General features: G+C 64.8%; 17 protein-coding genes. 5 read left to right on the top strand and 12 right to left on the bottom strand.

Translation table 11 applies throughout. The features are described 5' to 3' along the window. Positions 1-310: 310 nt before the first annotated feature. Together CR152_RS13555 and CR152_RS13560 are read left to right on the top strand one after the other, a co-directional pair. Complete coding sequence (locus CR152_RS13555) at positions 311-736, top strand: ElaB/YgaM/YqjD family protein (protein WP_099875379.1); 426 nt, start codon at positions 311-313, stop codon at positions 734-736. 164 nt (positions 737-900) lie between these two features. After that, positions 901-3,318, top strand: coding sequence for a catalase (locus tag CR152_RS13560; protein WP_099875380.1), 2,418 nt, complete (start codon positions 901-903; stop codon positions 3,316-3,318). A gap of 66 nt (positions 3,319-3,384) precedes the next feature. Here CR152_RS13560 and CR152_RS34175 read toward each other — a convergent pair whose 3' ends face one another. The 6 genes from CR152_RS34175 to CR152_RS13590 form a co-directional block, all read right to left on the bottom strand. Beyond that, a complete protein-coding gene (locus tag CR152_RS34175; protein ID WP_229413379.1) occupies positions 3,385-4,089 on the bottom strand; it encodes a PEP-CTERM sorting domain-containing protein in 705 nt (234 codons plus the stop codon). A gap of 359 nt (positions 4,090-4,448) precedes the next feature. Next, positions 4,449-5,147, bottom strand: a complete 699-nt coding sequence (locus tag CR152_RS34180) for a PEP-CTERM sorting domain-containing protein (protein ID WP_229413380.1) — start codon at positions 5,145-5,147, stop codon at positions 4,449-4,451. Between the two features lie 231 nt (positions 5,148-5,378). Further along, on the bottom strand, positions 5,379-8,498 hold the full coding sequence (locus CR152_RS13575) for an efflux RND transporter permease subunit (protein WP_099875381.1): 3,120 nt from the start codon (positions 8,496-8,498) through the stop codon (positions 5,379-5,381). A gap of 9 nt (positions 8,499-8,507) precedes the next feature. Then, entirely contained in the window at positions 8,508-9,677 is a 1,170-nt protein-coding gene (locus CR152_RS13580; RefSeq protein ID WP_099882309.1) for an efflux RND transporter periplasmic adaptor subunit, read from the bottom strand. A 54-nt stretch (positions 9,678-9,731) separates the two neighbouring features. Then, entirely contained in the window at positions 9,732-11,114 is a 1,383-nt protein-coding gene (locus CR152_RS13585; protein ID WP_099875382.1) for an efflux transporter outer membrane subunit, read from the bottom strand. Then, complete coding sequence (locus CR152_RS13590) at positions 11,111-11,827, bottom strand: CerR family C-terminal domain-containing protein (RefSeq protein ID WP_099875383.1); 717 nt, start codon at positions 11,825-11,827, stop codon at positions 11,111-11,113. Before CR152_RS13590 ends, CR152_RS13585 begins: the two co-directional genes overlap by 4 nt. A gap of 191 nt (positions 11,828-12,018) precedes the next feature. On the opposite strand from CR152_RS13590, the gene CR152_RS13595 reads away from it, so the two are divergent. Both CR152_RS13595 and CR152_RS13600 read left to right on the top strand, forming a co-directional pair. Further along, positions 12,019-13,533 carry a DUF1800 domain-containing protein gene (locus CR152_RS13595; RefSeq protein ID WP_099875384.1) on the top strand — a complete coding sequence of 505 codons (1,515 nt, stop codon included), beginning with the start codon at positions 12,019-12,021 and terminating at the stop codon, positions 13,531-13,533. A 14-nt stretch (positions 13,534-13,547) separates the two neighbouring features. Continuing rightward, complete coding sequence (locus CR152_RS13600) at positions 13,548-14,780, top strand: DUF1501 domain-containing protein (RefSeq protein ID WP_099875385.1); 1,233 nt, start codon at positions 13,548-13,550, stop codon at positions 14,778-14,780. Positions 14,781-15,064: 284 nt separating this feature from the next. Here CR152_RS13600 and CR152_RS13605 read toward each other — a convergent pair whose 3' ends face one another. The 6 genes from CR152_RS13605 to CR152_RS13630 form a co-directional block, all read right to left on the bottom strand. Further along, positions 15,065-16,423: a hybrid sensor histidine kinase/response regulator gene (locus tag CR152_RS13605; RefSeq protein ID WP_099875386.1), complete on the bottom strand. Its 1,359-nt coding sequence runs from the start codon at positions 16,421-16,423 to the stop codon at positions 15,065-15,067. A gap of 80 nt (positions 16,424-16,503) precedes the next feature. Continuing rightward, on the bottom strand, positions 16,504-17,256 hold the full coding sequence (locus tag CR152_RS13610; RefSeq protein ID WP_099875387.1) for a 2OG-Fe dioxygenase family protein: 753 nt from the start codon (positions 17,254-17,256) through the stop codon (positions 16,504-16,506). Between the two features lie 47 nt (positions 17,257-17,303). Then, entirely contained in the window at positions 17,304-19,316 is a 2,013-nt protein-coding gene (locus tag CR152_RS13615; protein ID WP_099875388.1) for a TonB-dependent receptor, read from the bottom strand. 3 nt (positions 19,317-19,319) lie between these two features. Beyond that, entirely contained in the window at positions 19,320-19,805 is a 486-nt protein-coding gene (locus tag CR152_RS13620) for a DUF6702 family protein (RefSeq protein ID WP_099875389.1), read from the bottom strand. Further along, positions 19,802-22,171, bottom strand: a complete 2,370-nt coding sequence (locus CR152_RS13625) for a M1 family metallopeptidase (protein ID WP_099875390.1) — start codon at positions 22,169-22,171, stop codon at positions 19,802-19,804. The genes CR152_RS13620 and CR152_RS13625 overlap by 4 nt, the downstream gene beginning before the upstream one ends. Positions 22,172-22,223: 52 nt before the next feature. After that, positions 22,224-24,566 carry a M1 family metallopeptidase gene (locus CR152_RS13630; protein WP_099875391.1) on the bottom strand — a complete coding sequence of 781 codons (2,343 nt, stop codon included), beginning with the start codon at positions 24,564-24,566 and terminating at the stop codon, positions 22,224-22,226. 173 nt (positions 24,567-24,739) lie between these two features. Here CR152_RS13630 and CR152_RS13635 point away from each other — a divergent pair, with 173 nt between their 5' ends. Next, on the top strand, positions 24,740-25,849 hold the full coding sequence (locus tag CR152_RS13635) for an HD-GYP domain-containing protein (RefSeq protein WP_229413381.1): 1,110 nt from the start codon (positions 24,740-24,742) through the stop codon (positions 25,847-25,849). Position 25,850 lies beyond the last annotated feature (1 nt).

Here is a 25,850-nt window from a genome sequence, read left to right on the forward strand (position 1 = left end):
TCGCGGCGCTGGTATCGATCCTGTGGATCGGGTCCCGGCTCGATCGCCCGGCACCGGTGCATGCGCGCCGCGCTGGTCGGGGCGCGCGCCTAATCCCCCTCGTCCATCGTACACGGCCTTCCGTTTCAGCCCGGGTCGAGGGACGCGTGCCGCACGCTTTCCTCGGCCCGCCACGACGATCCCTATTGGCATGCATGGCGACTCTGTTAGTCACCGCACAGTGAACAAAGAGTAATCGTTATATTTTTTGTATTCGGCGTCCCCAAGGCGTCACCACCGCGCTGGTATAAAACTTTTAGAGGAATGGATCATGGACAATCAGAAATCGAATGGCGGCAACGGCAGCAATATTGGTAACGAAGGTTCGGGCAGCAGCATGGGCAAGGATCTCGGTGCCGGCCGCAGCGATGGCAACAAGAGTAACGACAACAATAAAGGCAGCGATCTGAGCAAGAGCGCGACCGATATGCACAAAACCATCGACAAGGCAGCCGACGCTGCCCAGCCAGTGGTCGACCGCCTGGCCTCCAGCGCGCACGCCGGCGTCGATAAAGTCAGCGGTGCCCTGAACGGCGTCACCGGTCGGGTGGACGAAAAAGCCCGCCAGCTGACCGATGCCTATAAGAACTTCGCAGAAACCGGCCGCGACTACGTTCGCACCAGCCCGGCGACCTCGGTGCTGGTCGCCCTGGGCATCGGCTACACGCTGTCGAAACTGCTGGGCCGTCGTCACTGATCAGCGCGCTCATGCGCTGGCATGGCCCGGCCGGCTCAGGCCGTCCGGGTCAAGTCCGTACGTCTCCACACTCCCGTTTTGATCGTTTCGCTACCGTGCCCAGGCAGGTGGTGTCGCATTCCCGCGCCGGTCTCTCGTCAAACACATTCTAGTTGAGGTATTTAATGGTCACACGCAAGAAAACTGGCGCCACGGAAGATGGTGCCGGCTCCATCCTGAGCACCGTCTCCGGCCCCTCGAACGCCCAGCCTCCCGCCAGCCTGGGCAGCAGCGATCCGATCGCCGAGCAACTTCTGATCAAAACCGTTGCCGGTCAACAGCTCGCAGCCGCGATGCCGTTCAATCCGAACAAGCCAGCCGAGTACGGCGACGCGTCGCGCACGCCGCAGCCTGGCGCGACGGCCGAGCCATCGACGCCGGCCGCTACCGGCAGCACCAGTACCGAAACCATCGCGTCCAGCAAGCTCGGCGCCGGCGTGCCGCCGGTCGGCGAGAACCCGACCGTGGGCCCGCTCGACCGCGTGCGCGTCGACGGCGGCGGCCAGCGCCTGACCACCAACCAGGGCGTGCCGATCGCCGACAACCAGCATTCGCTCAAGATCGGCCTGCGCGGCCCGACCGCGATGGAAGACTTCATCCTGCGCGAAAAAATCACCCATTTCGACCACGAGCGCATTCCCGAGCGCGTGGTGCACGCGCGCGGCTCCGCTGCGCACGGCTATTTTGAAAGCTACCAGGACCTGAGCGCAGTGACCCGCGCCTCGCTGTTTGCCCAGCCCGGCAAGCGCACTCCCGTGTTCACCAGGTTTTCGACCGTCGCCGGCGAAAGAGGTTCCTCCGATACCGTGCGCGATGTGCGCGGCTTCGCCGTCAAGTTCTACACCGACGAAGGCAACTGGGATCTGGTGGGCAATAACATGCCCGTCTTCTTCATCCAGGATGCGATGAAGTTTCCCGACCTGGTGCACTCGGTCAAGCCGGAGCCGCACCACGCCATGCCGCAAGCCTCGAGCGCCCACGATACTTTCTGGGACTTCGTGTCCCTGATGCCCGAATCGACCCACATGCTGCTGTGGCAAATGTCGGACCGCGCGATTCCGCGCAGCTACCGCACCATGCAGGGTTTCGGCGTGCACACCTTCCGCCTGGTCAATGCGGCCGGCGCATCGGTGTTCTGCAAATTCCACTGGACCCCGCTGCAGGGCACGCACTCGCTGGTCTGGGACGAAGCCGCCAAGCTGGTCGGCGCCGATCCCGATTACCACCGCCGCGACCTGTGGGAAGCCATCGACAGCGGCAATTTCCCTGAATACGAGCTGGCGCTGCAGATCTTCACCGAAGAACAGGCCGAATCGTTTGCCTTCGACGTGCTCGATCCGACCAAGATCGTGCCCGAGGAATTGGTTCCGCTGACGCCGGTCGGCAAGATGGTGCTCAACCGTAACCCGGACAACTTCTTCGCCGAAACGGAACAAGTGGCCTTCTGTACCGCCCACATCGTGCCGGGCATCGATTTCAGTAACGATCCGCTGCTGCAAGGCCGTATCCATTCCTATCTCGATACCCAGATCAGCCGCCTCGGTGGCCCGAACTTCCACGAAATCCCGGTCAATTCGCCGGTGGCGCAGGTGCACAACAACCAGCGTGACGGCATGCACCGCCAGGCCATCCACCGCGGCCGCGTCAATTACGAGCCGAACTCGCTCGCCGGCGGCTGCCCGTTCCAGGCCGGCATGAAGTCAGGCTTCACCAGCTTCCCGCAGACGATTTCGGAAGACAAGGTGCGCGGCAATCCGGAACTGTTTGCCGATCACTATTCCCAGGCGCGTCTGTTCTTTAACAGCCAGAGCCCGGTCGAACAGGCCCACATCGCGGCCGCCTTCCGCTTCGAGCTCACGCGCGTGCAGACCCCGGCCGTGCGCGAGCGCGTGCTCGCTACCCTGGCCAATGTCAACCCGGTCCTGGCCGGCTCCGTTGCGGGCGGCCTGGGCATGGACGTGCCGGCGCCGCTGCCGCTGGCGACCGACCGTCCGCTGCACGAGTACGAGCCATCGCCGGCCCTGTCGCTGCTCAGCCGTCCGGGCGAAACCGGCATCCGCACCCGCAAGGTGGCGGTGCTGGTCGCCAACGGCGTCGACGGCGCCATGGTGCGTGCCATCTACAGCTCGCTGCTGGAAGACGGCGCCGTGCCGCGCGTGGTCAGCAGCCAGCTGGGCAAGGTCAAGACCAGTGACGGCGCTACCCTCGACGTGGAAATCACGCTCGAAGCCGGTCCGTCGGTGCTGTATGACGCGGTGGTCGTGCCCGATGGCGAGGCTGCCATCACCATTCTCAGCCGCGATGCGCATGCGCAAGACTTCGTGCGCGAGCAGTACCGTCACTGCAAGCCGATCCTGGTGGTCGGCGCCGGTGCCGCGCTGCTCAAGCACGCTGGCGTGCCGCCTGCGCTGCCGGACGGCTCGGCCGACCCGGCCCTGATCGGTACCGAAGGTGGCGCGCTGGCGCCGGCGCTGGCCGCGTTCAAGACGGCATTGGCCGGTCACCGCTCGTTCGCGCGCGAAACCGATCCGCCGAAAGTGTAAGCGGACGAGCCAAAAAAAACGCCAGCAATGCTGGCGTTTTTTTCGTCCGGAGAAGCGCGTCGCGGATCAGCGGAAGGTATCGTACTCGCCCTTGCGGCGACGCGACATGAAGCCGATCAGGCCCAGGCCGGCCAGCAGCATGGCATAGTTTTCCGGTTCCGGCACCGGCGTGGTCGGTACGTCGAAAGCCGTCTTGCTCAAGTCGCGCGCGAAGATGGTCAGGCTCGAGTAATCGGCCAGCTTGCCGCCCGGATTGAGCGCGTTCAGGGTCCAGCTGCCCGTGCTTTTCGCGCCGGCGCCAAGGATTTCATTGTCGAACAACCAGGCCGAGCTGCCGCCGCCGACGTGCATCGCGAACACCAGGTCCAGCTTGACATTGTTTTTCACGTCGTGGTTAGCGACGGTCCACGAACCATGGCGGCCGTCGGTCTTGTCGAACGTAAAGGTGAGGCTGGTGCCCAGCTTGCTGGTCGAGATCGCAACGCCATTGTCGGCGCTGCTGCCGAAGGCGGCGATCGAGCTCCAGCCCTGCTTCGAGCCGTACAGCGCGAAGTCTTTGGCGAAACCGCTGCTGCCGCCTTTGGTGGCGTTGCCGCTCTGGGGATTGACGCCGCCGGCATAGTCGACGGCATCGGCGCTCACGCCGTTCAGGCTGACGTCGCCCTTGGCGGTCTTGCCGGCGCTGCCGTTAGCGGCATGAACGCCGGTGGCGAACAGGACGGACGAGCAAAGAACTGCGCCCAAGCTAATCGTTTTAGCAATGTTTTTCATGTCGTTTCCGATGATTAGAAATTGATAGAGAAGCATTGCGGGGGTTAGGCAGCGCTTGATGCAAATGCAGTAGTACAGGGGTAATAGTACCTCACGTATTGATGGGATTCAAGTGAGAAAGTTATATTAACCCAATGAAACTGATAAAAATACAATTTTTGCCCAATATGCTATTTCCCAAAAATAACACATGGTCCCAAGCCACCTTGGTGAATCAGGCTCAACGGCGGGATGTATGGCTTTCGCGGGCCGCTCGGGAGGCGCCTGGCACCGCATCGTACCGCATCGTAAAGCGTTGTTTCGATCCAACAAAAACGCCAGCGCGAGGCTGGCGTTTTTAACTGGCTGACCGCGATGGATCAGTGGAACAGCGGCTGCGCGCTCTTGCGGCGACGCGACATGAAGCCGATCAGGCCCAGGCCGGCCAGCAGCATGGCATAGGTTTCCGGTTCCGGCACCGGCGTGGTCGGTACCTCGAAGGCGGTCTTGCTGACGTCGCGCGCGAAGATGGTCAGGTTCGCGTATTCGGCCTTGCTGCCGAACAGGTTCAGCGCGTTGAAGGTCCAGCTGCCGTTGCTGGTGGAACCGGCGGCCAGGGTTTCGTTGTCGAACAAAAAGGCCGAGCTGCCGACGCCGCCGTACATGGCGAACACGAGGTCGAGTTTGACATTGTTCTTCACATCGTTGTTGGCAACCGTCCACGAACCGTGGCGGCCATCGGTTTTGTCGAAAGTGAAGGTCAGGTTGGTGCCCAGCTTGTTGGTCGAGACGGCAACGCCATTGTCGGCCTTGGCGCCGAAAGCGGCGATCGAGGTCCAGCCCTGCTTCGAGCCGTACAGGGCAAAGTCGCTGGCAAAACCGCCGCTGCCGCCCTTGGTGGAGAAAAAGCCCTGTGGATTGACCAGGAAGGCGTAGTCGGCCGCATCGGCGCTGGCGCCGTTGAGCTTGACGTCGCTCTTGGTGGTATTGCCGGCCCAGGTCGCCTGTGCGCTCGAGGTAAACAGGACGGATGCGCAGAGTGCCGCGCCAATAGTAATATTTTTAGCAATGTTTTTCATGTCGTTTCCGATGAGGGAGAATAGTGGACAAGCATTGCGAGGATTAGGCAGCGCTTGGTGCAAATGCTGAAACGGGGGCGTAGTATAAGGCACGTATTGATATTATTCAAGCAAGAAAGTTATTATAACGCAATTTCCCTGATAAATACACAACATCCACGAGAAATGATGTTTCAATATGTAAAACGCCAGCGCGGGGCTGGCGTTTTTTCAATGCCGCTGGAACGCGGCTTACTTCATCACCTCCACCGCCGCCGTGCTGCGGGCGGTGCCCTTGTCGCGGCGCAGATAGCGCATGCCGCGCTTGAGCAAGTGCTCCAGGTCATCGATGTAGGTGAACACCGCCGGCACCACCAGCAGGCTGAGCAAGGTCGACGTGATCAGTCCGCCGATCACGGCAATCGCCATCGGCGAGCGGAAGCTCGGGTCGGCGCCCCAGCCCAGTGCCAGCGGCATCATGCCGGCACCCATGGCGATGGTGGTCATGATGATCGGGCGGCTGCGCTTGTGGCAGGCGTCGACCAGCGCGTCGAACCGGTTCATGCCCGCCTGGCGCGCCAGGATCGCATAATCGACCAGCAGGATCGAGTTCTTGGTCACGATCCCCATCAGCATGATCAGGCCGATCATCGATGGCATCGACAGCGCTTTCCCGGTCAGCAGCAGGGCCACGAAGGCGCCCCCGATCGACAGCGGCAGCGCCGCCAGAATGGTAATCGGCTGCATGAAGTCCTTGAACAGCAGCACCAGCACGCCGTAGATGCACAGCACCCCGATCAGCATCGCCAGGCCGAAGCTGGCGAACAGCGCCTGCATCTCCTGGGCGTCGCCCAGTTCCGCGATCTTCACCGACGCCGGCAGTTTTTGCATCGACGGCAGCTTGCGCGCTTCTTCATTGACCTCGCCCAGCGAGCGGCCCGACAGCTCCACTTCCAGGGTGACGTTGCGGCTGCGATTGAGGCGGTCGATCTGCGCCGGACCGCTTTCCATCGTGATGCTGGCCACGTTGTCGAGCATGACCGGGCCGTTCTTGCCCGGCACCGTCAGCCGTCCCAGCGCCGACAGGTCGGCCCGCACCGCGTCGGGCAGCTTGACCCGGATCGGCACCTGGCGCTCGCTCAGGTTCATCTTCGTCAGCGCCGTGTCGTAGTCGCCTGCGGTGGCCACGCGCACCGTCTCGCCGATGGCCGCCGCGGTCACGCCCATGTCGGCCGCCTTGGCAAAGTCAGGACGCACGATGATTTCCGGACGCACCAGCGAGGCGCTCGAACTGACGTTGCCGATGCCCTTGAGCGTGCGCAGTTCGCGCTCCACCGCCTGCGCCGCGCCGGTCAGCGCCACCGGATCTTCGCTGCGCAGCACCAGTTGCATCTTCACGCCGGTATCCTGCGGGCCGACGTTGAATTTGGCGCCGGGGATCTGATCGAGCTTGGTGCGGATCTGGCGTTCCAGCTGGTCCATCGATTCCTTGCGGTCGTTGCGGTGCAGCGTGGTCAGGGTCAGCACCGCGCGGCGCGCTTCGGCCGAGGCGCCCGGAGCGAACGCGTCGCCGCTCGAACCGCCGCCGATCGAACTGAAAATGCCTTTGATGCCCGGCACTTCCATCGCCGCCACGCGCGCCCGTTCGGCCACCGCGCGGGTTTCGGCCAGGGTGGAACCCGGCGGTAGTTCAACGTTGATCATGGTCTGGGCGCGGTCGGCCGGCGGCACGAAGCCGGTCGGCAGCAGCGGCACCAGCATGATCGAACCGACGAAGAACAGGGCCGAGCCGATCGCCGTCACCAGGCGGTGTTTCAGGCACCACTTCATGGCCGCCATGTAGCGCTGCATTATCCAGCCGTCTTTTTCCTCTTCGTGCGGCAAGTCCTTCAGGATGTAGGCCGCCATCATCGGCGTGAGCAGACGCGCCACCACCAGCGAAGCGAGGATCGCCAGCACCGCGGTCCAGCCGAACTGCTTGAAGAACAGGCCCGGAATGCCGCCCATGAAGGCGGTCGGCAGGAACACCGCGACCAGCGCGAAGGTGGTGGCGATGACCGCCATGCCGATTTCATCGGCCGCTTCCATGGCCGCCTGCATCGGGCTTTTCCCCATGCGCAGGTGGCGCGAAATGTTCTCGATCTCGACGATCGCATCGTCCACCAGCACCCCCACCACCAGCGCCAGCGACAGCAGGGTCACGGTGTTGAGGGTGTAGCCGAACCAGTACTGGCCCAGGAAAGCGGGAATCACCGACAGCGGCAGCGCGGCGGCGGCCACCAGGGTGGCGCGCCAGTCGCGCAGGAACCACCAGACAACCAGCACCGCCAGGATCGCGCCTTCGTACAGCAGTTCCATCGAGCCGTCGAAGTTTTCCTGCACCGGCTGGGCGTTATCGATCACTTCCTTGATCGCCACGTTCGAATGCGCCGCCTGCAGCTCGGCGATGGCGGCGCGCGCGCCTTCGGCCACCGCGATTTCGCTGGCGCCCTTGGTGCGGAAAATCTCGAAGCCGACCACGCGCTTGCCATCCTGCTCGGCCACCGAACGCGGCTCGGCCACGGTATCGGTCACGGTCGCGATCTGGTCCAGGCGCACGCGGCGTCCGTCCGGCAGCGGAATATCCATCGCCGCCAGCTGATCGGCCGTCTGCACGGTGGCGATGGTGCGCACCGACTGTTCGGCGCCGGAGACGTCACCGCGTCCGCCCGGCGCTTCGCGCTGCACGCTGCGCAACTGGCGCGATACGTCCACCGCCGCTACCTGCAGCGCCGCCATGCGGGCGTCGTCGAGTTCCACGCGGATCTCGCGGAACACGCCGCCCACGCGCTTGACCGCGCCCACGCCAGGCACATTGAGCAGGCGCTTGGCGACCGAATTGTCGACGAACCAGCTCAGTTCCTGGTCGTCCAGCGGCACGCCGCCCTTGCCCGGCGCCGCGCTAGCGGTAAAGGTCATGATCACGCGCCCGGCCGTGGAGGCCTTGGTCACGGTCGGGTCGCGCATCTCGGCGGGCAGGTCGGCCTTGACCCGCGCCACCGCATCGCGCACGTCGTTCACGCCTTCCGCGATATTTTTCTCGAGGACGAATTCGACCGTCACGGTGGCCACGCCGTCGAGTACCTTGGTGTAGATGTTCTTCACGCCTTGCAGCGTGGCGACCGAATCCTCGATCTTGCGCGCCACTTCCGTTTCCAGCTGCGCCGGCGCGGCACCGTCGAGCGTGGCGGTGACGGTGACGATCGGCAGTTCGATATCCGGGAAGTCCTGCACCGCGTTGGCCTTGTAGGCCAGCAGGCCGGCCAGGGTCAGCAACGCGAACAGCATGATCGCCGGTATCGGGTTCTTGATTGATAGGGATGAAAAATTCATGAAGGTTCCTTATTTGGCGGCGGTGGCCGGCGCCGCGGCCGCGGCAGGCACGTTGCGTACCAGATCGCCGTCATTCAAAAAGCCCGCGCCGCTGACCACGACCAGCGAATCGGCCGTCAAGCCCTTGCTCACTTCGATGCGGTCGCCCAGGCGCCGTCCCGCCTGCACCTTGAGCTGGCTGACGCGCCCGTCCTGGTTCAGGCGGAACACGTAGCTGAAGCCATCGCGTACCACCACGGCCTGCTGCGGCACGGTCATGGCGTCCGAGGTGCCCAGCTCGAACTGGCCGCTGGCGAACATGCCGGCCTTGAACGGCGCGTTGGCGCTGGTGGCCGCCGTAGCCGAAGCGGTAGCCGGCGGCAGGTCCACATACACCAGCGCGGAGCGGGTCTGCGGATCGATGGTCGGCGCGATCATGCGCACCTTGCCGGTCAGCTCGCTGCCGTTGGCCGCCTTGACCACGGCGCTGGTGCCGGGCTTGATGCGCGCCAGTTCGGCCGCCGTGACTTCGGCGCGCCATTCCAGGCGGCCCTGGCGGATCATGCGGAACAGTTCCGTGCCCACGCCCACCACCGAGCCGACGGTGGCCGCGCGCGCCGAGATCACGCCGTCGTCGGGCGCGACCACCTGCGTGTATTTCAGGCGCAGCTGCTGCGACGACAGGGCGGCCCTGGCCGAGGCGATACGGGCCTTGGCGGTCTGCTCGGCCGTCTTGTACTGGCTGATCTGCTGGGCCGACAGCGCGCCCGAAGTTTCCAGCGTGCGCGCCCGGGCCGCATTGGCCACCGCTTCGGCGGCATTCGCTTCCGCTTCAAGCAAACCGGCGCGTGCCTGCGCCACGTCGGCGTTGACGGTATCGGCCGAGAATACGGCCAGTACCTGGCCCTTCTTGACGACGTCGCCGACGTTGACCTTGACGTCGGTCAGGCGCAGGCCGCCCGACTCGCTGCCAATCACCGCTTCCTGCCAGGCGGCCACGTTGCCGTTGGCGCCCAGCTTGATGGCCAGCGTGGCCGGCGACGGCTTGGTGGTGGTCACCGTCAGCGCCGGTTTCGGCGCCGCGTCTTTCTTGTCGTCGGCTGCGACCGAATTGGACGAGACGGCCATCAGGCTGCCGGTCGCCAGCACCAGGCTGCCGATCACCAGCGCGGCGGCCGGCTTCAGTTTCAAATTCTTCAAAGTGTAGGAGGTATTGTTTTTCATGGTGTTCTATCCGTAGTCGTGTCGGGGCGGTCAGTTCGAGGCGGCGGTCCAGCCGCCGCCGGCGGCGCGGTACAACGCGACCGAGGCGGCGCTGCGTTCGCGCTCCAGGGTCACGACCGCGTTCTCGGCGGCCAGGCGGGTGCGGCGCGCGTCTTCCAGTTCGAGCAGGCTGCCCAGTCCATTCTTGTAGCGGTCTTCGGCGGCGCGGAAGGCCGCGCGGTAACCGTCGAGCGCCACTTGCGCGTCGCCGCTGCGGTCGGCCGCGCTGTTCAGGTTCACCAGCGCCTGCTCGACCTCACTGACGGCGCGCCGCGCGCTGGCGCGGTACGACACCACGGCCGCTTCGTAGCGTGCCTTGGCCGCGTCCACATTGGCGCTGCGCCTGCCGCCATCGAAGATCGGCAGGGTCAGCGCCAGCGGGCCGATGGTCCAGGTGTCGAGCTGGGTGTTCTCGCCGCCGCTGCGAAAATTCGCCGCGCCGATCGAGCCTCGCAGCGCCAGGCGCGGATAGCGCTGCGCCTGCGCGCTGCCGACGTCGAAGCTGGCCGCCGCCACTTCGCGTTCGGCGGTGAATACGTCGGGGCGCTGGGCCAGCACCTGCGCCGGCAGGGCCGCGATGCCCAACGGCGGCGGCGTGACCGGCGTGCTGGCCAGCAGGCGCGCGCGCAGGTCCGGCTCGTCGATCGCCGTCAAGGCCACCAGGGTCTTGATATCGATATCGCACAAGGCGCGCTGCAAGGTGGCGCGGCTCTTGCCTTCGGCCGCGCTGGCGCGTGCCAGGGCCGCCGTGGCGGGTGCCTGGAAGCCGGCATCGGCCGACAGGCCGGTCAGGCGCGCGGTGTCTTCGCGCGATGCGGCGTCGAGCCGGGCCACCGCCAGCAACTGCTCGCACGCGCGCAGGCTGTAATACTGGTTGGCCACTTCGGCCGCCACCGCCACGCGCGCGTCATGCCAGCTGGCGCGCGCGCCGGCCAGGCGTTCCTCGCTCGCGTTGCGGGTGGCGCGTCCGCCGCCAAACAGGTCGATCTCCCAGGTGCTTTCCAGGCCCGCCTGGCTGGTGGTGCCGCCGGGCAGGGTGCTTTGCTGGTTGGCGCGGCTCACGCTCACGCTCGCGTCCAGCGATGGCGCCAGCGCGGCGCCGGCCGCGACGCGGTCGGCGCGCGACTGGGCGATGCGCGAACGCGCCGTGGCCACGTTGGGGCTGGCCGTCTGCGCCGCCTCGACCAGCTGCACCAGCAGCGCATCGCCCTGCTGGCGCCACCAGCCCGAGAGATCGGTCAGGCTGCCGTTGTGCGGCAGCGGCGCCTGCCATTGCGGCGCCACCGGCGCCTCGGGCTTGCTTGGCGGCGCCAGCGCGCACGCTCCCAGCGTCAGCGGCAGCAGCGCCGCACTCAGTACATGGACTATCTTCATGCTTTCTTCTTTCGTGGCTTTGTAATCGGTTGTACGGCGCCGGCCTTGCGGCGCGCCAGTTCGGCGTTGACCATCGCCTCGCCGTAGTCGACCAGGCGCGCCATCCAGGCATCGATGGCGGCGTCGTTTTCCAGCAGGTGAGGGTTGATGCGGTCGATCACGTCGCGCGTGACCATCAGTTGCACCGCCAGGCCGACCAGCGAGAAGGCCAGGCGCAGCACGTCGTCGTCCGGCGCGGCCATGCCCAGATGGCGGCCCAGCACCATCACCAGCGCCGCGTGGGCCGGCTTGATGCCGTTGTCGATTTCCTCGTCCCAGATGCCGGTCGGTTCGAGCATTTCGCGAAACCACAGCCGCATCGACAGGCGCGCCAGGTCGCCGCGTTTCAGGTCGGCCATCATGACGCCGTAGAAGCTCTCCAGCGTTTCGCGCAAGGTGGCGTCGGGCGAGGTGAACAGGTCGGTGTGATGGTCGCAGCTGGGCGACGGCTCGGTGAAGGCGGCGCGGTACAGGCCCGCCTTGTCGCCGAAGTAGTAACTGATCGAGGCGATATTGGTGCCGGCGGCCAGCGCAATCTCGCGCGTGGAGGTTTTGGCAAATCCCTGCTCGGCGAACAGGCGGATTGCCGTCAGCAGCAGCCGCTCGCGCGACTGGGCGCCGTCCGAGCGCGTGCGGCGCGCATCGTCGGCCGGTAAAGTCGGTATTTTTTCCATCCCGCGATTTAATCACGAAAATCAAACGATTGATATAACTAAAGCGTTCGTTTTAACTAAACGGCCGCAACTTTACATTCGGGTTACATTGTGGACCATATTGCATGTAAATTAACGGGAACTTTTCGCCGCGGCGGGCGCAATACCTCTAAGGCGGGGACGTTCCCGGCCATTTTTCGATCGGCTCGCCCATGAAACCGACTTTGCTCGTGCTGTTCGCCGCCGCCACGCTGGTGACGGCGCGCGCCGACCCGCTGCCGCTGCCGCCGGCACAGGCGGCCGCGCATGTACTCAACCGGATCGCTTTCGGGCCCGCGCCGGGCGACCTTGAGCGCGTGACCCGCGGCGGCGTGCGTGCCTATATCGACAGCCAGCTCGAACCGGCGGCGATTGCCTTGCCGGCCGCGCTGGACGAGCGCCTGGCCGCCCTGGAAACGCCCAACCGCAGCGCCGGCAAGACCTTGGGCGAATTCGAGGAAGCGCGCCGCAATGCGCGCGACGAAGCGCCCGCCGCGCTGGCGCAGCGGCGCGCGCGGGTGGCCCGCATCGCCCGCGAGACAGCCGAAGCGCGCCTGCTGCGCGCCATCCAGAGTCCGCGCCAGCTGGAAGAAGTGATGGTCGATTTCTGGTTCAACCACTTCAACGTGGCCGCCTCCAAGGGAAGCGTGCAGGCCCTGGTTGCCAGCTACGAGCGCGATGCGATCCGGCCCTACGTGTTCGGCTCCTTCCGCCAGCTGCTCGGCGCCACCGCCAGGCATCCGGCCATGCTGTACTACCTCGACAACTACCTGTCGGCCGCTCCCGCCCCTGCCGGCGCCAGGGCGGGCGTCAAGGGCAGGCCGCGCGGCCTGAACGAAAACTACGCGCGCGAACTGATGGAGCTGCACACGCTCGGCGTCGACGGCGGCTACACCCAGCGCGACGTGACGGAACTGGCGCGCATGTTCACCGGCTGGACCTACGACCAGCGCGCCCTGATCGGCGAGGACCAGCTCTTCCGCTTCGATCCGCGCCGCCACGACCAGGGCGCCAAGACCTGGCTCGGACGCGCGGTGCCGGCGCAGGGCCAGGCCGAAGGCGAGATGGCGCTCGACGTGCTGGCCGTCCATCCGGCCACGGCGCGCCACCTGAGCTACAAGCTGGCCCAGTACTTCGTTCAGGACGAGCCGCCGCCGGCGCTGGTCGAGCGCATGGCGCGCAGCTGGCAGGCCAGTGACGGCGACATCCGCGCCGTGCTGCGCGTGCTGTTCGCCAGCGAGGAATTCATGGCGCCGGCCAGCGTCGGCGCCAAGTTCAAGACTCCGTATCAATATGTGGTATCGGCGGCGCGCGCCAGTGGCGCGCCGCTGGGCGACATCGGGCCGCTGCTCGCGACCATGAGCCAGCTCGGCATGCCGCTGTACGGCTGCCAGACTCCGGATGGCTACAAGAATACCGAGGCGGCCTGGATGAATCCCCATGCGCTGACCCGGCGCATCGTATTCGCCACGGCGCTCGGCGCGGGACGCCTGCCGCTGGGGGCCGGTGCGCAGCCGGCGCCGCTGCCGGCGGCCAGTTCGGTGACGCCGGCGCCGCTCGATCCGCAGCAGCTCGAGTCGACGCTCGGCGCCAGCGTATCGGCACGCACCCGGGACATGGTCGCGGCCAGTCCCATCGCGCTGCGGGCGGCGATGCTGCTCGGCGGCCCCGATTTCATGCAGCGCTAAGCGAAGGAACATCCATGCAACGCAGAGACTTTTTATCCTCGATGGCGCTGGGCGCGAGCCTGCTGGTACCGGTCGGGCGCAGCGCCTGGGCCGCCAGCGGCGAGAGCGCCACGCGCCAGAAACTGATCGTCGTGATGCTGCGCGGCGCAGTCGATGGCCTGAACGTGGTGGCGCCGGTGGGCGACCCGAATTACCGGCGCCTGCGCCCCACCATCGGCCTCGAATTACCGGGGGCGGAAGGCGGCGCGCTCGACCTGGACGGCTACTTCGGCCTGCATCCCGCGCTCGCGCCGTTGCTGCCGCTGTGGCAGCAAAAGCAGCTCGCGTTCGTGCACGCCAGCGGCTCGCCCGACGACAGCCGTTCCCACTTCGACGCGCAGATCTATATGGAGAACGCCACGCCGGGGCGCAAAAGCACCCCGGACGGCTGGATGAACCGGCTGGTGGGGGCGCTGCCGGGGGAGTCGACGGCGAGCCGCGCGATGAGCATCGGCCCGCTGATGCCGCGCATCCTGAGCGGGGCGGCGCCGGTCATCAACCTGCCCAATGGCGCTGGCGGAACCCGTGCCGATGTCCTCGACCGCCCGGCGGTGGGCGCCGTGTTCGACCAGCTCTATGGCGGCCATGCGCGGTTCGGGCGGGCCTACGGCGAGGGCAGGGCCGCGCACAAGGAAGTCATGCAGGCGGCGATGAGCCAGGAGATGCAGGCCGCCGACAACGGGGCGCCGCTGCCCAATGGCTTTCCCGACGATGCGGCGCGGCTGGCGGGCCTGATGCGGGGCGATCCGCGCATGCAGGTCGCGTTCATCGCGCTCGGTGGGTGGGACACGCATGCCAACCAGGGCGCCGCGACCGGCCAGCTGGCCAACCGGCTTGCGCCGCTGGGACTGGGGCTGGCCACGCTGGCGCAGCGCCTTGGCCCCATGTTCGCGCACACGACCATCATCGTGATGTCGGAATTTGGCCGCACTGCGCGCCAGAACGGCAACGCCGGCACCGATCATGGGCATGGCAACGCGATGTGGCTGCTGGGCGGGAAGGTTGCGGGCGGCAAGGTCTACGGCGACTGGCAGGGCGTGGGCGACGACGCGCTCAACGAAGGACGCGACCTGCCGGTGACGACCGATTTTCGCTCGGTGCTGGCGCAAATGGCGGAAAAACACCTGGGTTTACCCGACAGGCAACTGGCGCGCTTGTTCCCGGACATGCCGCGCAAAGCGCCAGCGTTTCAATTATTTTGGACATGAGCAGAATATTTGTATCCATAGGGCAACACAGTAGAAATACCGTATTGCAGTGCACCATAAATAAGAATATAGTGGGTTTGTCTCCTCCAGTTTTCTCAGAAGATTGGATTGCCGCCCGCACCGTCAAGGTAGCGGGCGTTTTTTTGTTGGAGGCGAATCGATGGGGAATGTTGGACCCTGCCCCTCCCTTTTTATTGACCGCCCGCCGCAATCCGTCATTTCTGCCATTGCTAGAAATGACTTCCCGCACAGGCGGGAATGACGGATCTACGGTTATGCAACCCTTAACGTTTTTCGCGCAGGGCGAGGGTGAAGGTGCTGCCGGTGCCGTAGTCGCTGGTGAAATAGAGGTTGCCGCCGAGGAGATTGGCCAGGTTCTGGCACAGGTACAGCCCTAGTCCCGCGCCCTCGGCATGCCGGGTCGAGGTCGAATCGAGCTGCGAAAATGCCTGGAACAGCTTGGACTGGTCTTCCGGCTTGATGCCCGCCCCGCTGTCGGTCACGCTGAACTCCGTGAGCAACTGGCTCGCGTCGAGCCGTTGCGAAAGCGCTACTTTCACCGTTCCCTGGTCCGTAAACTTGATCGCATTATTAACCAGGTTGATAATGATCTGGGTCAGTGCACGCCGGTCCGAATCGATCACGATCGCCTCGCCCGGCAATTCCACCGACAGCGCCAGCCCCTTTTGCGCCGCCAGCGGACGCAGGGTGTCGGCCGTATGGTTCAGCAGGTCCTGGCACTGCACCCGCTCCAGCGCCAGGGTCACCTTGCCGGCCTCGATCTTGGCGACATCGAGAATGTCGTTGATCAGCGAGAGCAGGTGGCGCGCGCTCGACCGGATGGTGTTGAGCTGCTTGTCCTGGTCGGGCGTGAGCGGCCCCGGAAGCTTCATCAGCAGCGCCCCGGTAAAGCCGATGATGGCATTGAGCGGCGTGCGCAGCTCGTGCGACATATTGGCGATGAAGGCGGACTTCATGCGGCTTGCCTCGGCCAGCTCCAGATTCTTGAGCGCGATTTCGCGGTTGATGGTTTCCAGTTCGGCCGCATGGTGGGCCAGGCGCATATTCAGTTCGATCACCTGGCGCTCGCGCGCCTGCAGCTCGCTGTTGACCTGCACCGCCTGTTCGTAGGTCGAAATAAGCAGGTCCAGAATTTGCTGGCGCCCGGCGTTGATGAAGTGCTTCTGGTTGCCGAGGTAAAGCGCGATGCCCGCTTCCACCTCTTGCGGCGGCCCTTCGCGCAGGCGCAGGTTGAGCAGCATGTGGCTGATCCTGCTGAGCAGGTAATCCTCGGCGTAGGGCTTGCGCACGAAATTGTCGGCGCCGCACTCGATGCCGCGGATGATGTCCTTGGGGTCGTTCAGCGCCGTCACCAGGATGACCGGGATCTCGCGCAGGGCAGGGTCGGCCTTGATGGTTCGGCATAACTCGTAGCCGTCCATCTCGGGCATGATGATGTCCGACAGGACCAGGTCGGGCATTTGCTCGCGGATCAGGGCAAGGGCGAGCTGGCCGTTGAGCGCCACGCGTACCCGGTACGCCTTGGACTGGATCAGACGTCGCAGGCGCTCGGCCTGGGTCGGGCTGTCTTCGACGATCAGTATCTCGAATTCTTCTGGCTGGATTTGGTACGTCGAGTCCACAACATGGCTCCTTGCACGGCGGCTGCGTTCACACGACTATATCGGATTTGTCGCGCAACATGGTAAATTTACAGCCTCGATCATGTCACTGTTCTTTGCTCCGTGTCGCCCTGGAAGCCTCCCGTGCGCCAGGTCAGCACCAGGGTGTCGCGGTGGCCGTTCTCGCCGTCGGGCTGGATCGGGGTCGATTCGTGAATGACGGTGGCGTCGTCGAGCAGGATCAGGGTCCACGGGTCGAGCATGGTGAAGCGCTTGCCGTCCGGGCCCGCAGCCTGGAAAATGCGCGTTTCGCCACCCTTGATATGGCTGCGCCCGACCAGCAGCACGGCGACGAAATCGACGCCGTCGCGGTGCGCGCCTTCCGGGGTAGGGCGGCCGATGCCTTCGAGCGTATCGATGCGAAACTGGTGCGCTTCCACATACCAGGGATGGCCGGCACGCACGCGCGAGCAGGCGTCGCCCAATGCGCGCAGCAGCTTGCCCCACGCGGGCAGCGCCACCGTGGCCGGGTCGACCGGCTCGAACAGGCGATGCATGCCGCCGTGCAGCGCGTTGTATTCGACCGGCTGCCAGTGCGCGCGGTGCGCGGTCTGGGTCAGCGTGGCGCCATCCTGGATGAAGCAGGAGTGGCGCCGGCGCCGGTAATTGCCGCCGTCCTTGAGGTAGCTATCGGGCGCGAGCTGGTCCCAGCTGGCGACCAGGGTATTGAGTTCATCGAGGCTGCAGCCAGCCAGGGTGGCCACGTCGGCGGGGCGCAGCAGGGCGTAGCCGCTGCCGCGCAGCGCGTCGGTGAGCTGGGCGATATCGGTAAAGGGTGGCGCGTGTGTTGTCATTCCGATAGCGTAGCATTTTTTGCCGCAAGCCGTCAGGGGCGGCCCCTTTACCACTTCTTCACAAGGGTCAGGCGCAGCGAGCGCGATTCGATGGGGTGGAAGTGCACGTCCTGGCGCGCTTCGCTTTCGTTTGGCAGGCGCGATTCATAATAGTAGGTGATGGCCGCATTGCGCCGGTTGGTCAGGTTGAAGCCTTCGATCTCGAGCAGCAGGCCGCTGGCGATGCGGTAGCCGATGCGGCCATTCATCGTGGTGCTGCCTGGTGCGCGCACGCTGTTGTCTTCGATGAGCGGGCGCGCGCCCACGTAGCGCAGGCGCAGCGCGCCGGACCAGGGACCACGGTCGACCGTCAGCGCGAACTGGCCCACGCCCTCGACCGCGCCGGCGATGCGGTCCTCGCCCGTGGCGACGCCGCGCGCGCGGGCCCTGGCGAACGCCAGGTCGAGGTCGAGCGAGAGCCATTTGAACGGCTTGTAGTAGTTCGACAGCTCGATGCCGGTGCGCCGGCTTGCGGGTCCGGCTTCGGTGTTGCCGGCGTCGCCGACGAACACCAGTTCCGAGTCGATGTCGAGGCGGTACAGCGACAGCGCGCTTTGCAGTTTGGGCAGCAGCTCGCTGCGTACGCCCGCCTCCAGCCCACGCGTGCGCGCCAGGCCCGGTGCCGGGGCGACCCGGTCCACCGTGCCGCGCGCATCGTTACTGTGAAAGCCATTGCCGGCATTGAGATACCACTCGGTTTGCGCCCACGGACCGAAGATCAGGTTCAGCGATGGACTGAGCTGGCGGTCGTGCGAGCGCGCGGAGCCGGTGGCGTCGCGCGCGGAAAAGCGGTAGGTATCGGCGCGCAGTCCGGTCACGCTGCGCAGCTTGTCGCTCCAGCGCACCTGGTGTTCGGCGAACAGGCCAAGACTCGATTCAACCACGTGGTCTTCGCGGGTGGTGGAGAGGCGCTCGCGCCGGCGCGTGTTATGCAAGCCATTGAAGATGTTGTCGTTCTGGAGCTGCAGGCCGATGGTCAGGTCGGCATTGGTCCCGGTGCCGTGGCCATGCCAGGTGTGGGTCGCGTCGACGCCGCTGGTGACGCGCCGGTCCGGCTGGCTGAACTGGTCGCCGTTGACCGGATCGTTGAGGAAGTAGGTGAAGTTCGAGTACAGATCGAGCTGATTGCGGATGACGTAGGCGTTGACCTTCGATGCTTCGGCGGCTCCGGTGCGGCGCCATACACCGGACACGCTGTAGCGGCGTGCCTGGCCGCCGTCGCTGTCGTCGATGGCGTCGAAGCGTCCCAGCGTGCCGCTATCGATGGCGCGCTGAGGAATCTGGTCGGTCGCGTTCCAGCCGGCGCGGTACGCCATGGCGCTGATGCTGAAACCGTTGTTGGCGTAGCCCTGGCTGTAGCGCAGCACGGCGTTGACCTTGCGGTAGTTGTCCGGACGGGTGAACGGGCCGTCGTTATGCAGCACTTCCAGCGCGTATAGCAGGTTGCCGGCAAGCGCGTCGGGCGAGCCGGCCAACAGGGTCCTGGCAAAGCCGTTCTGGCCGATGCTGGCGCTGGCGGTCGATTGCGCCAGCCGGTTGGCGTAGGCGATGGCCGCAGCGCCGGCCGAGGCAAAGTCGCCGTCGCGCGCCGAGTACGGGCCTTTGCGGTAGTCCAGGCGCGCCGCCAGTTCGGGAATCAAAAAATTCAGGTCGGTCCATCCCTGGCCATGCGCGTGGCTGCGCTGGTTGACCGGCATGTCGTCGACGGTCGTGCGCAGGTCGGTGCCGTGATCGAGGTTGAAGCCGCGCAGGAAGAACTGGTTGGCCTTGCCCTCGCCGCTGTGCTGGGTGGCGACCAGCCCGGGCGCCGCTTCGAGCAGCTCGCCCGGACGGTAGACGGTGCGCATCTCGAGCTGCTTCTGATTGACGCTGCCGGCATTGGCCGAATCGGCGATGCCCAGCTGGCTGGCGCGCGAGCCGTCGATTAAAACACGCTGCAGCACCAGGTCGTCGGCGCGCGCCGACAGGTGGCACAGCATCAGGGAAATGGCGAGAGGGGTGAGGCGGCAGGTGTGGTGCATGGGTCAGGGAAGCTGCTGTTCTGTTTTGCTGCGATCAAAGGTGAGGGTACCGATTTTGCCGCCATGATTGACATTGACGGTGTTGACCTGGTCGGGCAAAAAGTCGGACAGGACTTCATCGTGCACGCGCACGGCGCTGGCCAGCGGCGTCTTTTCAATTTCCTGATAGATCACCACGCTCTCCACATTGGTGCTCACGCCGACCCAGCGCAGCGGCAGGCGCGATTTGTCGGCGGCCAGCAGGTAGAACTGCTTGTCGACGTACTTGCGCAGCACCGCTTCGTCCTGCGGGTCGGAGAGGTCGAACTGGCGCTGGTACAGATTGGCCAGCAGCGCCTCGATATCGTGCGCCATGTAGGTGTGCACCACTTCAATGCTGCCGGTGCCCGGGTTGAACGAGATGTCGGTGATCCCCGCGTGGAAGCGGTGCGCCTGCGCACCCATGCAGGCGCAGGCCAGCAGCGCGCCGAGCGCGAGGCGCCGCATCATTGGGCCGCCTTTTTATCCTTGGCGTCCTTGAGTTTCAGCGGTGCGTTGAAGTCCTTCATCAGGTCATCCTTGGTGCGGTCGGTCTTGAACAGCTCCAGGCGCGATGGCGTGATCTTGCGCGGCCAGGCGTTGTTGCTCACGTCCGTGTCGGCGGTTTCCCAGTACGGGTCCTGGGTCAGGCCCACCATCGGTTCGTCGGTGACGATCAGCTTCGTGATCTTCTTCGACGAATAGCGCCACACTTCGGCCGGAATGCGCTCGATGTATTTTTTGCCGGACTTGAGTTCGATGTCGAGCACCAGCGGCGTCACCAGCCCGCCCAGGTTGGAAAAGTCGACCAGGTACAGGTGCTTGCCCTGCGCGAGCAGTGCTTTTTCCCAGTCTTCAAGGCCCTCGATCGACTCGCTGTACTTATTGCGGTCCTTGTTGGTGACGGTGAAGTCGTCATGTTCGTTGTAGAAGTCCTTGAGCTCCGGATGCGCATCGATACGGCGCGGCGTGCCCTTGTCGCGCTGGCTCGTCACCGACACCGGCTCGGCATCCTTCCGCGCCTTTTTCCAGGCTTTCTCGATTTCCGGATTCCTGGTGCTCACGCCATACTCGGTGATGCCGTCCACGCTCACGTCGACCGCGTCGGTGGTGTAGAACCAGCCGCGCCAGAACCAGTCCAGGTCCGTGCCGGAAGCGTCTTCCATGGTGCGGAAAAAATCGGCTGGGGTAGGGCGCTTGAACTTCCAGCGCTGCGCGTACTCGCGGAAGGCGAAGTCGAACAGCTCGCGCCCGAGTACCGTCTCGCGCAGCACGATCAGCGCGGTGGCCGGCTTGGCGTAGGCGTTGTTGCCGCGCTGGAGAACCGATTCCGAGTTGGTCATCACCGGCACCTGGTTCTTGCTGCGCATGTAGTCGACGATGGCGCGCGGATCGCCGCGCGTGTCGGGGAAGTCTTCTTCCCAGGCGCGTTCGGACAGGTACTCCAGGAAGCTGTTCAGGCCCTCGTCCATCCAGGTCCACTGGCGCTCGTCGGAGTTGACGATCATCGGGAAGTAGTTGTGGCCCACTTCATGGATGATCACGCCGATCAGGCCATACTTGGTGCGCCTGGAGTAGGTCAGTTCACCGGTCTTCTTGTCCTTGACCGGACGCGGACCGTTAAACGAAATCATCGGGTATTCCATGCCGCCCACCGGGCCGTTGACCGAAATCGCGATCGGATACGGATAATCGAAGGCGTACTTGTTGTACTGCTCGATGGTGTGGACGATGGCCTGGGTCGAATAGCGCTCCCACAGCGGATTGCCTTCCTTGGGATAGTAAGACATCGCCATCACGTCGGTGCCGCCCTTCTTGTAGCCCTGCGCATCCCAGATGAATTTGCGGCTGCTGGCAAAGGCGAAATCGCGCACGTTGGCGGCCTTGTAGTGCCAGGTCTTGCTGGCGCTGCTGCGCGTCTTTTCGGCCGCTTCCGCTTCCTTCTGGGTGACGATGATCACCGGTTTGCTGCTGGTGCGGGCCTTTTTCAGGCGTTCGCGCTGAGTCGCGCTCAGCACATCGCCCGGGTTCTGCAGCTCGCCCGTGCTGGCGACGATATGGTCGGCCGGGACAGTCAGTTCGATGTCGTAGTCGCCAAATTCGAGCGTGAATTCGCCGTCGCCGAGGTACTGCTTGTTTTGCCACCCGGCCGCGTCGTAGTAGGCCGCCATGCGCGGATACCACTGCGCGACCTCGAACAGGTCGTTCTTGTCTTCCTCGAATTTTTCGTAGCCGGAGCGGCGCCCCAGTACATTCATTTCCGGGATATTGAAATTCCACGCCATCCTGAACGAAAAGCGCGAGCCCGGTTTCATCGGCTGCGGCAAGTCGATCCGCATCATGGTCTTGTTGATCGTGTACTTGAGCGGCTGGCCGCCGGCATCGGTCAGGCCGGTGATATGGAAGCCGCCGTCGAAAGCGCGGCTCTCGACGATGAAGCGCATCGCCTCGAACTTCACGCCGTCCGCCTCGGTCGCCTTGGCCCACGCCTCGCGCGACGGCACGGTGGCGATGGCGCGGTTGTCCGAATCGGCGCGGAACATGTTCTGGTCCAGCTGCATCCACAGGTAGGACAGCGTGTCGGGCGAATTGTTGTGGTACGTGACCGTGCCGGCGCCGTCGATGCGGCGCTTCGCTTCGTCGAGCGTGGCGCGCAGCTTGTAGTCGGCGCGCTGCTGCCAGTAGGCGTGGCCCGGCGCGCCGGACGCGGTGCGCGTGATGCCGGGCGTGGGCAACAGCTCGTCGAGCTGGCGGAACTTGTCCTCAAAAGGCTGGGCCGCCGCGATAGTACAGGCGAGGCAGGCGGCCAGGGCCAGCGAAAGGTGTTTGTTGAACATTGTGCGGTCATTCAGTGCGAAGAAGGCGGGCACGCGATCGTGCCCACCCGTGCTACTTGGTTTTCAACGGCGTGTTGAAGTCCTTCATCAGGTCGTCCTTGAAGCGGTCGGTCTTGAACAGTTCCAGGCGCGATGGCGTGATCTTGCGCGGCCAGGCGTTGTTGCTGTTATCGATATCGGCCGTTTCCCAGTACGGGTCCTGGTTCAGGCTCACCATCGGTTCATCGGTGACGATCAGCTTCGTGATCTTCTTGGACGAATAACGCCACACTTCGGCGGGAATGCGCTCGATGTACTTTTTGCCGGACTTGAGTTCAATTTCCAGCACCAGCGGCGTCACCAGCCCGCCCAGGTTGGAAAAATCGACCAGGTACAGATGCTTGCCTTTGGCGAGCAGCGCTTTCTCCCAGTCCTCCAGGCCTTCGACCGCCTCGCTGTACTTGTTGCGGTCCTTGTTGGTGACCGTGAAGTCGTCATGCTCGTTGTAGAAATCCTTCAGTTCCGGATGCGCATCGACGCGGCGCGGCGTGCCCTTGTCGCGCTGGGCCGTCACCGACACCGGCTCGGCATCCCTTTGCGCCTTTTTCCATGCTTTTTCGATCTCCGGATTCTTGGTGCTCACGCCATATTCGGTGATGCCGTCGACACTGACGTCGACCGCGTCGGTGGTGTAGAACCAGCCGCGCCAGAACCAGTCCAGGTCCGTGCCGGAAGCGTCTTCCATGGTGCGGAAAAAGTCCGACGGCGTCGGGCGCTTGAACTTCCAGCGCTGCGCATACTCGCGGAAGGCGAAATCGAACAGCTCGCGCCCGAGCACCGTTTCGCGCAGCACGTTCAGCGCTGCCGCCGGCTTGGCGTAGGCGTTGTTCCCGAACTGCAGCAGCGACTCGGAGTTGGTCATGATCGGTACCTGGTCGCGGCTGCGCATGTAGTCGACGATGGTGCGCGCTTCGCCGCGCGACTTCGGATAGTTCTCTTCCCACGCGTTCTGCGCCAGGCCCTGGACGAAGGTGTTCAGGCCCTCGTCCATCCAGGTCCACTGGCGCTCGTCGGAGTTGACGATCATCGGGAAGTAGTTGTGTCCCACCTCGTGGATGATCACGCCGATCAGGCCATACTTGGTGCGTTTCGAGTAGGTCAGTTCACCGGTCTTCTTGTCCTTGGTCGGACGCGGACCGTTAAACGAAATCATCGGATACTCCATGCCCCCGATCGGGCCATTGACCGAAATCGCCGCCGGATACGGATAGTCCAGCGAATACTTGTTGTACTGTTCGATGGTGTGGACGATCGCCTGGGTCGAATACTTTTCCCACAGCGGGTTGCCTTCTTTCGGGTAGTACGACATGGCCATCGTGTCGGTGCCGCCCTTCTTGTAGCCCTGCGCGTCCCAAATGAACTTGCGGCTGCTGGCGAAGGCGAAATCGCGCACGTTCTTGGCCTTGTAGTGCCAGGTGCGGGTGCCGCTGGCGCGCGACTTCTCGGCCGCCTCGGCTTCCTGCTGGGTGACGATGATCACCGGCTTGCTGCTGGTGCGGGCCTTCTTCAGGCGCTCGCGCTGGGTCGCGGTCAGCACCTCGCCCGGGTTTTGCAGTTCGCCCGTGCTGGCCACGATATGGTCGGCCGGGACGGTCAGCTGCACGTCGTAGTCGCCAAATTCCAGCGTAAACTCGCCGGCACCGAGGAACTGCTTGTGCTGCCAGCCATACACGTCGTAATAGGCCGCCATGCGCGGGAACCAGTGGGCGATTTCGAACAGGTCGTTCTTGTCGTCGAATTTTTCGTAGCCGGTGCGTCCGCCCTGAACCTTGGCGTCGTTGATGTTGAAGCTGAAATCGATGTGGAACGACAGGCGCGCGCCCGGCTTCATCGGCTGCGGCAGGTCGATCCGCATCATGGTCTTGTTGATCGTGTAGCGCAGCGGCTTGCCGTCCGCGCCCTTGACCGCGCCGATGGCGAAGCCGCCCTCGAAGCCGGGGCTTTCGAGCAGCGAGCGCATGCCATCGAAGCGCATGCCGTCTTCGTCGCTGCGCGCCTTGGCCCAGGCGTCGCGCGAGGCCACCGTGGCCGACGTGCGCGCGTCCGAGTCGGGCTTGAAGATATTCTGGTCCAGCTGCACCCACAGGTAGGACAGGGAGTCGGGCGAGTTGTTGTGGTACGTGACCGTTTCGGTCGCGCTGATGGTGCGCTTGTTTTCATCGAGGCGCGCGCGGATCGTGTAGTCGGCGCGCTGCTGCCAGTAGGCGTGCCCGGGAGCGCCGGCGGCGTTGCGGATCGTGTTCGGCGTCGGCAGCACTTCCTCGAGCTGGCGGAACTTGTCGTCGAACGGTTCGGCGGCCGAGGCGATGCCCGACACGAAGAACAAGGCTGCCAGGCTCACCGGGATACGGATCATGTTGTCTCTGACTTTTCTCGTGAAAAAGAGCAAGTATTCTAAACGTACCGATTAGTCAATTGTTTCAGGGAATTGTAAAAAACCTGAAACATACACGCGGGTGCGCGCTATGATTGTTGAGGCCGATTATTGCGGCCGATTGTTGCGGCTCATGCGCGGGGAGGCGAGGCGGAATGGAAATGAACTTCAAGGCGAGCATCCTGATTGTCGATGGCGTATCTGACAACCTTGTACTGATGGAAGAGCTGCTGCAGGAACGCTACCACGTGCGCCTGGCGCGCAGCGGCGAGGATGGGCTGCGCATCGCCCAGCAGGCGCCGCGGCCGGACCTGATCGTGCTCGGTGGCGCGCTGGCGGACGCCGACAGCATGCGCGTGTTTCAAGGCTTGAAGTGCCAGGTCCTCAGTGCCGAAACGCCGGTCATCATGCTCGTTCCCGAGGGCGACGCGCAGCTGGAAGAGCGCGCGTGGCGCGACGGTGTGGCCGACGTGGTGCAGCTGCCGTTCACGGCGGGGGCGCTGCTGGCGCGGGTGGCCACGCAGTTGCGCCTGCGCGCGGCGGGCGCCATGCTCAGGGACCAGCACCGCCACTTCGAGCACCTGGTGTCCGAGCGCGTGCGCGACGCCGGCTTGATGCAGGATGCCACGGTGCTGGCGATGGCGGTGCTGGCCGAGTCGCGCGATCCTGGCGTGGGCCAGCATCTGCTGCGCACGCAACATTACGTGATGGCGCTGGCGTGCGAGCTGCGTTTTGTGTCGGCCTGCACGGCCGAACTGACCAACGAAAATATCACACTGCTGCACAAGGCGGCGCCGCTGCACGACATCGGCAAGGTGGGCGTGCCGGATGCGGTGCTGTTCAAGCCGGGCAAGTTGAGCGACAGTGAATTCGAATTGATGAAACTGCACACCGTGTATGGGCGCGATGCGATCGCCGGCGTGGAGCGCACGCTGGGCGGCAGCAATGGCTTTCTGCGTTACGCGCGCGAGATAGCCTATTCGCACCAGGAAAAGTGGGATGGTTCGGGCTACCCGGAAGGGTTGGCGGGGGATGCGATTCCGCTGTCGGCGCGGCTGATGGCGGTGGCCGACGTGTACGACGCGCTGATCACCGCGCGCGCCTACCGGCCGGCGTTCACGCACGAAACCGCGGTCGAGCTGATCCGCCAGGGCCGCGGCGAGCACTTCGATCCCGACGTGGTCGACGCGATGCTGGCCATCGAAGAGCGCTTCAAAGCCATCGCCGCCGAGTTTCCTCCCCCTGAACCGGGGTCAGAGCTCTGAC

Source organism: Massilia violaceinigra, assembly GCF_002752675.1.
Taxonomy (GTDB): domain Bacteria; phylum Pseudomonadota; class Gammaproteobacteria; order Burkholderiales; family Burkholderiaceae_D; genus Telluria_A; species Telluria_A violaceinigra.